The 12,682-nt window shown below is 73.6% G+C and carries 9 protein-coding genes; 4 read left to right on the top strand and 5 right to left on the bottom strand.

Going from position 1 to position 12,682, the window contains the following annotated elements; genetic code table 11:
* Positions 1–144 precede the first annotated feature (144 nt).
* The 3 genes from SM793_RS05315 to SM793_RS05305 all read right to left on the bottom strand — a co-directional run bounded on the left by SM793_RS05315 (position 145) and on the right by SM793_RS05305 (position 2,024).
* Entirely contained in the window at positions 145–402 is a 258-nt protein-coding gene (locus SM793_RS05315; RefSeq protein ID WP_320436829.1) for a hypothetical protein, read from the bottom strand.
* A 38-nt stretch (positions 403–440) separates the two neighbouring features.
* On the bottom strand, positions 441–815 hold the full coding sequence (locus SM793_RS05310; protein ID WP_320436828.1) for a hypothetical protein: 375 nt from the start codon (positions 813–815) through the stop codon (positions 441–443).
* 435 nt (positions 816–1,250) lie between these two features.
* Positions 1,251–2,024 carry a GntR family transcriptional regulator gene (locus tag SM793_RS05305; protein ID WP_320436834.1) on the bottom strand — a complete coding sequence of 258 codons (774 nt, stop codon included), beginning with the start codon at positions 2,022–2,024 and terminating at the stop codon, positions 1,251–1,253.
* A gap of 309 nt (positions 2,025–2,333) precedes the next feature.
* Here SM793_RS05305 and SM793_RS05300 point away from each other — a divergent pair, with 309 nt between their 5' ends.
* A complete protein-coding gene (locus SM793_RS05300) occupies positions 2,334–3,137 on the top strand; it encodes an exodeoxyribonuclease III (RefSeq protein ID WP_320436827.1) in 804 nt (267 codons plus the stop codon).
* Between the two features lie 337 nt (positions 3,138–3,474).
* Positions 3,475–5,184 (top strand): DUF4157 domain-containing protein, encoded by a 1,710-nt coding sequence (locus tag SM793_RS05295; RefSeq protein ID WP_320436826.1) that lies wholly within the window; start codon positions 3,475–3,477, stop codon positions 5,182–5,184.
* A 326-nt stretch (positions 5,185–5,510) separates the two neighbouring features.
* On the opposite strand, the gene SM793_RS05290 is transcribed toward SM793_RS05295, so the two are convergent.
* A complete protein-coding gene (locus tag SM793_RS05290) occupies positions 5,511–6,962 on the bottom strand; it encodes a hydrolytic protein (protein WP_320436825.1) in 1,452 nt (483 codons plus the stop codon).
* A gap of 166 nt (positions 6,963–7,128) precedes the next feature.
* On the opposite strand from SM793_RS05290, the gene SM793_RS05285 reads away from it, so the two are divergent.
* Together SM793_RS05285 and SM793_RS05280 are read left to right on the top strand one after the other, a co-directional pair.
* Positions 7,129–7,908: a response regulator transcription factor gene (locus SM793_RS05285; RefSeq protein ID WP_320436824.1), complete on the top strand. Its 780-nt coding sequence runs from the start codon at positions 7,129–7,131 to the stop codon at positions 7,906–7,908.
* A gap of 141 nt (positions 7,909–8,049) precedes the next feature.
* On the top strand, positions 8,050–11,397 hold the full coding sequence (locus SM793_RS05280; protein ID WP_320436823.1) for a hypothetical protein: 3,348 nt from the start codon (positions 8,050–8,052) through the stop codon (positions 11,395–11,397).
* A gap of 33 nt (positions 11,398–11,430) precedes the next feature.
* Here the strand turns inward: SM793_RS05280 and SM793_RS05275 are convergent, their stop codons facing one another.
* Entirely contained in the window at positions 11,431–12,654 is a 1,224-nt protein-coding gene (locus tag SM793_RS05275) for an RNA-guided endonuclease TnpB family protein (protein ID WP_320436822.1), read from the bottom strand.
* Positions 12,655–12,682 lie beyond the last annotated feature (28 nt).

Raw genomic sequence — 12,682 nt, 5'->3', positions numbered from 1 at the left:
GGGGGGGCGGGGCGGGGCGCGGGCCCGCGGGGGCCCCCCCCCCCCCCCCCCCCCGGCCCGGGGTTCGTTCGGCGCCACGAGGGCCCGGCAGAACCCGCGGTCTTCCACCGTGGAGTCCACCGCCGGCCCCAGGCTACGGGACCGTCACCGGTCGAGCCTCCGTCTGGCCTCGTCGAGGGCCCAGTGGACGAACGCCACCGGTAGTTCGGCCACCTCGGCGGGCACGCTGACCACCGCGTCCTGCCAGCTGCCCTCCTCCGGCCGGACGACGGCGAGCACCGTTCCGTGCTCGTCGATCCGCCGGTCCCGGAACTCGACGATCCAGATGTCGGGATCAGAGCCCTCCGACTCGATGACCCGGGTCTCCGGGCCCGGCTGCCACTGCGCCGGCCTCACGGCCATCGCGCACGCTCCTCTCGACGACTTCTCGGACGGGCGGTTCAGAAGTTCAGGAAGGTCTCGAAGATGCTGTCCATCGAGAACCGTGCCCCGTGCGGCTCACCCGGTGTCTCCAAGTCGTAGCAGTCCTCGAACTCGCCGTCGATCCGACCGCGTTCGACCGTCACCACGCCCCTCGGGTCTCCGAGCAGTCGGTCCAGCAGCGCCTCCGCGACCGGATTGAGGTTCACCGGGCTGCCGGGAGCGGTCGGCCACCCTCCGTTGTTGCCGCCCCGGCCGCCCTTCTTGCCCAGAGCCCGGCCGGCGCGGCTCTGCCAGGGAACGTCCTTCTGGTCCTTCTTGCCCTTCGGGGCCTTGGCGTTCGGCGCCGGTTCCTCGCCGCTCTCCGAGGCCCTGCCACGGTCGAAGTGGGCCACCGGGTCGGGCGTGCAACTGTCCTCCTTCGTACCGTCCGGGCCGCCGTCCTTGCCGCCCTGGCCGGCGTCGGCCGGGGTGGGGACGGGGTCGAGGGCACCATTGGGAAGGGGGGCCGGCGGCGGGGTCGGCGGGGTTGTCGATGTCCGGGTCGGGGCTGCTGGTGTCGGTGGGGATCGGCAGCTGGATCGGGTTGGAGAAGTCGATCAGTGCCCTGCGGGGCGTCTCCCAGAGGTGGCGGACGACCCGGCCGGTGGAGTCCTTGAGGTCGGTGAGTTCGCCGAAGGTGTTGTAGCCGCGGGTGGTGACGGCTGACGGCCTGCCGGGCGGTCGGGGTGACGCCGGGGGCCGTCCCCTCCCCCTCCAACACGGGAACGGCCCAGGCCCGGACGCCTGTGGGGCGTCCGGGCCTGGGCCTGAGGGTATTCGAGAGTGGTTCAGGAGGCGGCGGCACCCACGGGGGTGGCGCCGACGGGGGTGACCTCGACGAGGCCGGTCTCGCCGAAGGTGAGCTTGCAGGTGTCCGCGCGGTAGGTGGCGACGGCGAGCGCCACGAGACGGCCGGCGGCGGCGTACTGGGTGGTCATCACCAGGACCGGCGAGCCGGGCGGGCGCTCCAGCAGGGCGGCCTCCTCGGCCTCGGCGACACCCAGCTCCACCGAGCGGGACTCGCCGTCGACCTCCAGGCGCTCCAGCTGGCGCAGCACCGAGCGGGCGCGGTCGCCCTCGGCGCGGAAGCCGGGCAGGTGCGGCAGCACGGCGGCCGGCACGTGCAGCGACTCGGAGGCCATGCTCCGGCCCTGGACCAGCCGGACCCGGCGGACGGTGTGCACGGGCGCACCCTCGGGGACGCCGAGCGCGGCGGCCAGTCGGCGGGCGGCCGGCGCGGTGGTGCAGTCCACCGTGCGCCAGGCCTGGCTGCGGGTCGCGCCGGGCCAGCCCTCCTCCTGCCGGTTCACGGGGACGCCGACCCGGGGGGCGGCGATCAGGGTGCCGATGCCGCGTCGGCGGACCAGGCGGCCCTCCAGCTCCAGCTGGTCGAGCGCCTGCCGCAGCGTGGCCCGGGCGACACCGAAGCGCGCGGAGAGCTCGCGCTCGTTGGGGAGGATCTGGCCGGTGGAGAACTCCGTGTCGATGGCGCGGAGCAGCACCGTGCGCAGGTGCCAGTACTTCGGCTCCGGAACCGCCGAGAGCTGCCCTGTCGTTCCCACCATGTCCTCCACCCGTTTTCTTCCGCCGCGCCCGGCACCGGGCCCGACACCGTGCCCGAGGCCGGGCCCGAAAGAGGTCGGATCCGGCCCGCTGCCCGCTGTTGCGGCAGGTGGGAGAGCGGGCTTTTTCCGTCCTTCTTTATTAAAGGTCTTTGCAGTAAGTGACCCTAGGGGCTGGATCGGGAGATGGTCAAGACCAATGGCGGCCCCCGGCACGACCACCTCACACTTTCATGGTGCGTTCACGCCAACTCCCCAAGCGGACGCGTCGCGCCTCGGTCTGTCAGTGCCACTCGGTACGCTGCCCGGGTGATCGTGGTGACGAGTGTGAATGTGAACGGAATCCGGGCAGCGGCCAAGAAGGGCTTCATCGAGTGGCTCGCCGCCACCGAGGCGGACGTGGTCTGCCTGCAGGAGGTGCGCTCCGAGCCCGAGCAGCTCCCGGCGGAACTGCGCGACCTGGACGGCTGGCACGCGGTATGGGCCCCGGCCGCCGCCAAGGGCCGGGCCGGCGTCGCCGTCCTCTCCCGCCAGGAGCCGAGCCGGACGACCATCGGCTTCGAATCGGCCGAATTCGACAATTCGGGCAGGTATGTCGAAATCGATCTGCCGGGCCTGACCGTGGCCAGCCTCTACCTCCCCTCCGGCGAAGTCGGCACCGAGCGCCAGGACGAGAAGGAACGCTTCATGGCGGAGTTCCTCGTCCATCTCCAGAAACTCCGCACCCGCGCCGCCGCCGACGGCCGCGAGGTCGTGGTCTGCGGCGACTGGAACATCGCCCACCGCCCCGAGGACCTCAAGAACTGGAAGTCCAACCAGAAGGCCGCCGGCTTCCTCCCCGAGGAGCGCGCCTGGCTCTCCCGCGTCTACGACGAGGCCGGCTACGTCGACGTCGTCCGCCGCCTCCACCCCGACCGCACCGGCCCCTACTCCTGGTGGTCCTACCGGGGCCGCGCCTTCGACAACGACTCGGGCTGGCGGATCGACCTGCAATGCGCGACGCCCGGGATCGCGGCACTGGCTACCGGCGCCGTGACCGAGCGGGCGGCAACGCACGCCGAGCGATGGTCGGACCACGCCCCCGTCACCGTCACCTACGACCACGGGGCCTGACCACCGGGCGCCCGGACGGGCTGCCGACACGCCCCGAGGGCGGGCCGAGCCTCCACCCGGCTCTGCTCGACGCGGTCCTGCGGGCCCCCGGCCTGCCCCCGGGGCGCCGCAGGTGCGGCCGGTCCAGGGCAGGGGGCTTGGCCCCAGGGGTGCCCTTTCGGGGATGGGAGCGGCAGGTGCCGGCGGTGTAGGGAGGAGAGGGTAGGGCAGCGGTAGGCGAGCGGGAGGGCCAGTGCGCGCGAGGGCGGACGATCGCAGGGGGGCCGGCGGCGAGCGGGCCGGTGGAGGTGACCGCAGGGCCCGCGAGGCGCGGGTGAGCGGGCCCGTGGCGGGGGTGATGTCCCCGCAGCAGGCTCGTGAGCTGCAGCGGAGCATCGGCAACGCGGTCGTGGCCCGGATGGTGCGGGGTGGGCGGGGAGAACAGGACCCGGACCCGGTCCAGCGGTCCGGTGTGCACGAGGTACTGCGGGGGGCCGGACGGCCCCTCCAAGGGCCGGTGCGCGAGGAGATGGAGGGGCGGCTCGGGGCGGACTTCTCCGATGTGCGGCTGCACACCGGCGCGGCCGCCCAGAGGTCGGCCGCCGAGATCGGTGCGCGGGCCTACACGTCCGGCAGGGACGTCGTCATCGGGCACGGGGGCGGCGACCGGCACACCCTCGCGCACGAGCTGACCCATGTGATCCAGCAGCGGAAGGGGGCCGTCGCCGGTACCGACCGGGGGGACGGGCTGCGGGTCAGCGATCCCGGTGACTCCTTCGAGCGCGAGGCCGAGGCCAACGCGCGACGGGTGATGGCGCGGCCGGCCGGCGGGCCGGAGGCGGGCCGGCGGGCGGAGCCCGGCGCCGCCGCCCCGGGAGTCGCCGGGCCCGCCGTGCAGCGGAAGCTGGGGTTCGAGACGGAGATCGACATGCCCGTCGAGAACGCCAGGGGCGAGAAGTACGAGGGCGACACCGACCTGGCCCAGAGCACCGCGGCCGACTTCAAACTGGTCTCCGACTCGCGGTCGTTGAACGACGGCGCCGACTACTCGAACCTGGAGTTCGTGACCGGAGCCGTCCCGGTCGTCGGCACCGGCAACGAGTCCGGGCCGGTGACCCTCGAACGGCTGGTCGACGAGATCAGGACGGTGCGCGAGGCGTTCTACGGGAAGACCGAGAAGACCCCACTGGCGGGCATGGGCCTGGAGCTGGAGATCCTGCCCGCGGGGCAGGACGCCCGGATCGCCCCGGACCTCGACTTCCCCGACTACGCCGGCGCCCCGGGTATGGGCGACGGGCTGTTCGTCCACTACTCGGTCGGTGTGCCGCTCGCCGGGATGCCGATGTTCTTCGACCACCTCCGGGGTGCCGCTCCCCAGGCCCAGGGGGCGCCGCTCCCCCGCGCCCGGTTCCGGCTCTCGCAGTCGAGGACGTTCGCCGAGCAGGTCGTGGCCCGGTACGAACAGGGCCAGGAGGGGGCGGCGCGCAAGCGCAAGCGGCTGGAGACGGACGCCCTGGACGGCTACAGCCAGCTGTTCTTCATGCAGGTCGCGGCCATGGCCGACTACCTCGCGCAGGATCAGGACGAGGGCCAGATCAAGAACCTGACGGTCGTGCTGTCCCGGTCCCAGCTCACGGACGTCCGCGCGCTCCTCGACCCCGGGTTCCAGGACTTCCTGTCCGCCAACAGCGAGGTGATCGTCGATCTGCTCGCGCAGTTCCAGGAGGATCCCGGCGACGGCGGCGCGAACCTGCAGTTCCGCGACGAGGCCACCCGGGAGATCGACGGCCTCCCGGTGACCCTCCTCGCGTTCGCCGAGTCGACGCTGAAGGGCGTCCCCCAGATCCCTCAGCAGAGCGTGTTCGGCGGTATGAACCAGATCGACCCGCACGAGGAGGAGGGCTCCATGATGGTCCCCTTCGAGATCCGGACCATGGGTTCCCTGATGAAGACCTGGGACCAGCTCAAGGCCGAGCTGCGCGACCTCGCGAGCTGGGCGGAGGAGGCGTACCGGCACGACCGGTCGCTGGCCGGCGACACGGCCCGCAGCAGGCGCGACGGTACGTGACGCGTACCGGCGTCCGACGAGGGCCGGCCCGTGACGCGGGCCGGCCCTCGGTACTCGCCGACACGCCGGGACGGCCGCCCTCCCGCCTCGTCGGCGCCCGAACGGTCGGGCGGGCGCCGGGAGGGATCGGATTCAGCCGTATTTGAATGACCGTCAGGTTCACATTCGAACGTCAGGCCGGAGCTTCCCAGGGCCGCCGAAATGAGAATGTACAGTCACGAGCTGGACGCCTTCCCGGCCCCCGAACCGTCGGTTTTCAGCCGGAAACGACTCGGGCGCCCCTTTGCTCCCGGGACAACCTGACAGACGATGCGTATGGCATCTGTTCACCTGAGGTCGCTCAACACACCGCTCACGTTGAGGACCTCGTGGCACTCCTGGGCCTGCAGGCCGGTGGCCGGAGTGCCCGGCTTCGCACAGGTCACCTGGACCGTCACGGTCTGGTTCTCAGTGATCCTGATGGGGGTGACCCAGTGGTAGTCCTGGTTACGGAACGTCTCCAGCGCGATCGTCGTGATCTTGCGGTCGCCGAAACCGATCGTCACGACGCCCTCGTCGCCCTGGAAGTTGGCGACGACGATGTCCGTGATCCCGAACGTCTTGCCCACGGGCACCACGTAGGTGCCGACCTTGGTCTCGCCGCCGGCCGTCGTCAGGTCGATGGTGGCCGAACTCTGCTGCCCGCCACCCGTTCCGGTCACGGTGTCGCCGCCCGTTCCGGTGCCAGTTCCCGCACCTGTGCCCGTTCCCGTGCCGGTACCGCCCACGCCCGCCCCGGGCCGGGCGCTCCCGGCCCCGGAGCCCGGCTGCCCGGAGCCCGGCTGCTTGGGGCCCGCAGCCGGGGTCCGGCCGTCGGCGGCGTCCCCGCTGGGGGTCGCCTGCTGCTGGACGGCCTGGTCGGCGGCCTCCCTCGCGGTGCTGCGCACCGCGGGACGCACCAGCAGGAACCAGGCCAGCAGCAGCGCGAGGAGCGCCGCGAGGGCCGCCAGCAGCCAGGTCGGGAAGATCGGCAGCTGGACGAACTCGGCCTCCGGCCGCGGTCGCTCCCGGTCGTCCTCGCCGGCGTCCTCACCGACGTCCTCGGCCCGGACCCCGGCCTTCTCCCCGCCCTTCGCCCCGGTCTCCGCCCCGCCCTTGGCCCCGGTCTCCGCCACGGTCGACGCCACGGTGACGGTGAACGGCCAGGTGGCCGCCTTCCCGAACCACACGGGCTTCCCGGCGCGGACCCGCAGCGCCACCTCCACCGACTCGCCCGGCTCCAGCTTCGGAGCCGCGGGGCGGACGTCGAACTTCAAATCCTCACCGGGCTGGGCCGGGGTGAATCCCACCTGGACGGGGCGGTTGCCCTCGTTGTGGACGGCGAGGCGGTAGCGTCCGCGCAGCCAGCCGCGGCGGCGCTTGGGAGCGCTCTCGGCCCGAAGCTGCCGGAATCCCTCCACCCGCACGGTGGTCTCGGGGACCTTGACCGCCTCGGGGTGCTCGGTGGGCAGGACCCGTACGGCCAGTGGCACCTCGCCCGCCCGCACCCGCGGCGAACGCGGGGGCGCCAGACGGATGGTCACCGTTTCCGAGGTGCCGGGGTAGAGGGAGACACGGTCGGGCTCGACCGTCGTCCAGGCCGCGCAGTCACCGACGACTTCCAGGCGGTACGCCTCGACGATGTCGCCGTCGTTGCGAACGGTCAGGCTGGTGGTCGCGGTACCGCCCGGCGTCACCGTCACCGACGGGATGTCGAGGCCGGGCGCACCGGGGCTGGGAATGGCTGCTGGGGTCGTCACGCCGCGACGCTACGCCGCCGCCCCGCCCGCCTCCACGGACGCGGGGGCAAGGCCCCGGGCAGCCGCGATGCCCCCGCGAACTCCCCAACTCCCCGGTCCAGGAGCTGTATTGCCCTTAGCCCTCGCAGTACTCCCCTCGTACGCATCATGGAATCAGGTACGCCTCATGCTCCACACCGACCTCATCGGTACCGTCCACCCGTCCGGCACCGGCACCACGCGGCCGACCGTCCCGTCCCAGGGCCGCGCCCAGGCCCACAGGCCGGCCCCCAGCCCGGCCCACGCCCGGGCCGCGCCCGACGCGGCGGCCGGCGAGCCCGGCGGACGGGTCACCGTGGCCGTGTACGCCTCGGACCCGGTCCTGCACGTCGGTATCGTCCAACAGCTGCGCCAGCGGCCCGAGGTGGAACTGGTCGACGCCACCAAAGCGCACGAGGCGCGGGTCTCGCTCGTCGCGGTGGACAGCGTGGACGACGAGACGGCCGCCCTGCTGTACCGGCTGCGCCACAACTCCGCCACCCGCACCGGGCTCGTGGTCGGCACCTTCGACTCGGGTGACGCCCTGCAGCGCGCCATAGAGTGCGGGGTCACCGCGGTGCTTCGGCGCGCGGAGGCCGACCAGGACCGGCTGCTGCGGCTGGTACTGGCGATGGCGAACGGTGAGGGCGTCCTGCCCGGCGACCTGCTCGCGAAGCTCCTCGACCACGTCGGCAGCCTGCAGCGGTCGGCCCTCGACCCGCACGCCGTGTCCCTGTCCACGCTGACGCCGCGCGAGGCGGACATGCTGCGCCTGGTGTCGGAGGGCCTGGACACCGCGGAGATCGCGCGCAACACCTCGTACTCCGAACGGACCGTCAAGAACGTGCTGCACGAGGTGATCACCCGGCTCCAGCTGCGCAACCGCTCCCACGCCGTGGGCTACGCGCTGCGCAACGGGCTGATCTGACCGGACCGGCGCCGGCTGCCCGAAAGCGCAGCCGGCGCTTCCCCCGGGCGCGGCCCCGGGGCCCTGCCGCCCCACGGCCGCGGGGCGGCAGGGTGGCACCGTCGGACATGGATGCTGGACCGGACAGTGAGGTGGACCGTGATGGGCACGGGTGGCTCCGGCCGTCGGCGACACCACTGGGGCGGGGCCGGTGCGGCGGCGCTGCTGCTGGTGCCCCTGCTCGCGGTGACGACGGCCGCCGGCCCGGGCGGCGCCGGGGACCGGCCCCCCGCGGCCGGCACCGGGTCCTCGTCCGCGGCGGCCGATACCGGGGAGAGCCGGATCGCGTACGCCGGAACCCGCCACCGGAGCCTCGGCCGGGTGGCGACGGACACGACGAGCCCCCCGTTGTTCGGCGAGGGCCCGGCGCACTTCGACGTCCAGCCCGCCGCCCTGGGCGACCGGCTGGTCTTCGCGTCCCGCCGCGACGAGCAGGCCCCGCAGGTCTACCTGCGCTCCGCCGACGGCTCGGTGCACCGCCTGACCAGCGGTCTGGACGCGGCGAACCCGCGGCTGACGCCGGACGGCCGGTCGGTCGTCTTCGACGCGTCCGGCCCGGCCGGGGCCGGCGGCACCCAGCGTGACCTGTGGCTGGTGCGCACCGACGGCACCGGCCTCACCCGGCTGACCGACACCCCCGCGAACGAGGAGCACCCCACGGTCTCGCCCGACGGCGCGCGGCTGGCGTACTCCTCCGACGCCGACCGGGCCGCCGGCCGGCAGGTCTACGTCCGGCGGCTGCGGGGCGGGCCCGCCACCCGGGTCTCCGACCCCGCCGACGGCCCGGGCACCGAGCCGGTGTGGAACCCGGTGGACGCGCCGGCGACCCGGGACCGGATCGCGTACACCGCCACCGGACCGGACGGACCCCGGCTGCGGTGGACCGACGGGCGTACCGACGGGCGCACCGGCGGGCCGCTGCTGGCGGGCGCGCGGGCCCAGTGGCGCACGCACGGGGCAGCCTGGCTGCCCGACGGGACCGACCTGCTCTTCCTCAGCCCGGACCGGACCTGCAGCTGCGAGGGCGACTGGGACCACGTCTTCCGGGTGAAAGCGCTCTCGGAGGACGAACCGAGGGTGGTGCTCAGCGAGAACCGCGAGGTCGGACCGGCCACCTGGCTCGGCCCGCTCGAGGGCGGTGGCGCGGTGGTCGAACGCGTCTCGGCGGACGGGCCGCACACGGTGACCCTGCAGGACGTCCGGCCGGACGGCTCCGACCCCCGGGACCTCAACCGGACCGTCCTCAAGGAAGACCCGGCGGCCGACACCGAGACGGATCCGGCGAAGGACCCGCTGTTCCGGCCCGCCGCCGGGTCCGACCCGTGGACCGAGCGGCAGAACTACACGCCCGACGGCCGCCGGATCGTGGTGACCCGCTTCGAGGACGCGCCGGCCGGACCGAACCTGCCGGCCGGGCGGATCGAACGGATCTGGATCGCGGACGCCGACGGCTCCGGCCCGACGGCGCTCCCACTGGCGGACCGCGGCCCCAGGGACTGGGACACCGATCCGACGTTCTCCCCGGACGGCCGGTACCTGGCCTTCACCCGGACCTCCCCCGGCGGGGTCGGCGGCGCCTCCGGTCCCGGACGGATCCTGATCGCGGACGCCGCCACCGGCGCGGTCCGGGGCGTGATCGTCCCGCCCGAGGGGCAGCTCCAGGGCGGCGACGCCCAGCCCACCTGGTCCTCCGACGGCTCGGCCCTGGCGTTCACCCGCAACCAGGTGATCAACGGTGGCGGGGGCAACAAGCACGTCTGGACCGTGCCCGTGGACCGTCTGGACCGTCTGGACCGGCAGCGCGACCTGAGCGCCGCCCACTGCCCCGGCGCCTGCGAGGTCGTCGACGACAGCCCGGCGTTCTCACCGGACGGCGCCACCATCGCCTTCAACCGCAAGAACGGCGCCGGCCGCGTCGACGAGCGCAACGGGATCCTGCTGGTCGCCGCGGCGGTCGGCGGCTGCCGGGTGCTGCTGCCCGACGCGGCCCGCGACCGGCCGGGGGCCTGCGGCCGGGAGCTGCCCGACACCACCGCCACCGGGCCCTTCCAGCCCCGCGACGCCGCCTGGAGCTCCGACGGCAGGACGCTGGTGATCAGCTCCCGGGCCGCCCTGGCCGCCAACAGCCCGGAGAAGCTGTCCCTGGTGGACGCGGTCTCCGGGGCCCGCACCCCGCTCACCGCCGGGCTGCCGGGCCGCCAGAAGGAGCCGGGCGTCCAGCAGTCCGTGGACCTCGCGGTCCGGGCACCCGGTACGGCCGCGCCGATCACCGCGGGCGACTCCGGGACCGTCCGGGTGGACGTCGTCAACCACGGCCCGGCCGCCTCGCCCGGGACGAGGCTGACCGTCGCGCCCCCGGCCGGCCTGACGGTCACGGGCCTCGCCGCGCCCGGCGCCACCTGTGACGCGGCGGCGCTGGTCTGCGCCCTGGGCGTGGTGCGCCCGGGCGCCACCGTGCCGGTCACGGTCACCGTCACCGGGGTCGAGCCGGGCGACCAGCCCCTGGACTGGTCGGTCACCGGTGCGGTCCTCGACCCCCGGCCCAGCGACAACACCGGCCGGACCGTGGTGCCGGTGCGCCCGGCGCCGACCCCGACTCCGACGGCGACTCCGACGGCGAGCCCGACCCCCGCTCCGACTCCGACGGCGAGCCCGACCCCGACCGCGGATCCGCTGCCGGCCCCGGTACCGCCGCCCTCTCCGGCACCCGCCCCCGCTCCGCCGGCCCCGCCGCCGATCGGCACGCCGCCGCCGCTTTCGGCCCCGCCGCCGCCCCCGCCCCCGCCGCTGCCGCCCGCGCCGCCGGCCGGCCCCGGGCTGAGCCTCACGGCGCAGCCGAACCCCGGTTACGTGGGCGGTCGCGTGGTCCTCACCTACACCGTTCGCAACGGCCGCGAAGGGCTGGCCACCGGTCTGCGGCTCCGTGTGGGCCTGCCCGAGGGCGTGCCCCACGACGGGCCGCCGCCGGGCTGCGACCGGGCCTGGGTGTGCGCGCTGCCCGACCTCGCCCCGGGCGCCCGGACCGTGGTCCAGGTCGTCCTCAGCCCCGATCGGGCCTTGACCGGCCTGGTGACCGGCTCCCTGACCACCACCGGCACGGACGCCGACCCCGGGGACAACGACGCCCGTCAGCAGCTGCGGATCCTCCAGCCGCGCATCGTCGCGGTCCCGCCGATCGGCAAGCCCGGTTTCGTCACCTCGGTACGCGGTGAGGACTTCCCGCCCGGCGCGCCGGTGCGGTTCACCTGGCAGCCGGGCATCACGGCCGCGGCGGCGCCGACCGTCCCCGGGCCGGACGGCCGGTTCATCGGCCAGTTGCTGATCCTCGCCAAGGATCAGACCGGCCCCCGGGTCATCACCGCGAACGGCCCCGGCTTCTCCCCGGTGCAGACCGGCTTCCTGGTGGTCAGCGGCACGGTCCAGCCGCCCAACGAGATGATCCGGCGTTGACATCATCCCCGCCCTGAAGGGCGGGGATTCCCCTCAGCCTCGCGGCCGAGCCGCTGCGCGTGAGCGCGGCGGTGGGACTACTTCCTGCTTCATCGACGACTGCCCGCCCGGAGTGCTCCGTTGAGGTCTGACACCGTCTCCACAGGCTGCAACCGCCAGTCCGGCGGCCAGGATATTTCGTGCCGCGTTGACGTCCCGGTCGTGGGCCGTCCCGCAGGCGCACGTCCACTCGCGGACGTTCAGCGGCATCCTGCTCTGCAGGGTTCCGCAGGCCGAGCACAGCTTGGACGAGGGGAACCACCGGTCGACGGTGATCACCTCGCGTCCGTACCAGTCGGCCTTGTACTCCAGCATGGACCGCAGCTCGGTCCAGGACGCGTCACTGATGGCACGCGACAGCCGCCGGTTCCTGAGCATGTTCCGGACGGTCAGGTCCTCGATCACGATCGTTTGGTTCTCACGAACGAGTCGAGTGGTGAGCTTGTGCAGGAAGTCCCTGCGCCGGTCGGCGATCCGGGCGTACGCCCGCCCGACCTTGAGCCGGGCCTTCGCCCGATTCGAACCGTCACCCTCGGCCTTGCGGGAGAGATCCCGCTGGGCCTTGGCGAGGCGTTCCCGGTCCTTGCGCTCGTGCCTCGGGTTGGTGATCTTCTCCCCGGTGGAGAGCGTCACCAGGCTGGTGATGCCGGCGTCAACACCCACGGCAGCGTTGACCGCCCCGGGCATGGCCGGGCGGTCGTCGCACAGCATCGAGACGAACCAGCGTCCGGCCGCGTCCTGGGACACGGTCACGGTGGACGGGGAAGCGCCCGCCGGCAGAGGACGGGACCACACGATGTCCAGCGGCTGATCCATCTTCGCCAGGGTCAGCCGGCCGTCCCGGAACCGGAAGCCGCTGGTGGTGTACTCGGCGGAGCGGCGGGACTTCTTCCGGGACTTGAACGTCGGATACTTCGCCCGCCTGGTCCAGAAGTTGGCGAACGCCCCCTGCAGATGCCGCAGCGCCTGCTGCAACGGAACCGACGACACCTCGCAGAGGTAGGCCAGCTCCTCGGTCTTCTTCCACCCGGTCAGCATCGCGCTGGTCGCGTTGTAGTTGACCCGCTCCCGACGCAGCGTCCACGCCTCGGTGCGGGCCGCAAGCGCCATGTTGTAGACCTTGCGAACACACCCGAACGTACGCGACAACTCGGCCGCCTGCGCATCGGTCGGATAGAAGCGGTACTTGAACGCCCGCTTCACATGAGTGGTCGCCACGAATCACACACTAACACCACTGCTTGTG

It is taken from the genome of Kitasatospora purpeofusca (assembly GCF_034043715.1).
GTDB lineage: Bacteria > Actinomycetota > Actinomycetes > Streptomycetales > Streptomycetaceae > Kitasatospora > Kitasatospora purpeofusca_A.
Note: the sequence above shows the minus strand (reverse complement) of the source record. Positions and strands in the feature narration are given on the sequence as shown.

Coding starts and splice junctions, on each gene's coding strand:
- SM793_RS05280 (WP_320436823.1), top strand. CDS start 8,050: ATGGGCACGGGTGGCTCCGGCCGTCGGCGACACCACTGGGGCGGGGCC.
- SM793_RS05285 (WP_320436824.1), top strand. CDS start 7,129: ATGCTCCACACCGACCTCATCGGTACCGTCCACCCGTCCGGCACCGGC.
- SM793_RS05315 (WP_320436829.1), bottom strand. CDS start 402: ATGGCCGTGAGGCCGGCGCAGTGGCAGCCGGGCCCGGAGACCCGGGTC.
- SM793_RS05295 (WP_320436826.1), top strand. CDS start 3,475: ATGTCCCCGCAGCAGGCTCGTGAGCTGCAGCGGAGCATCGGCAACGCG.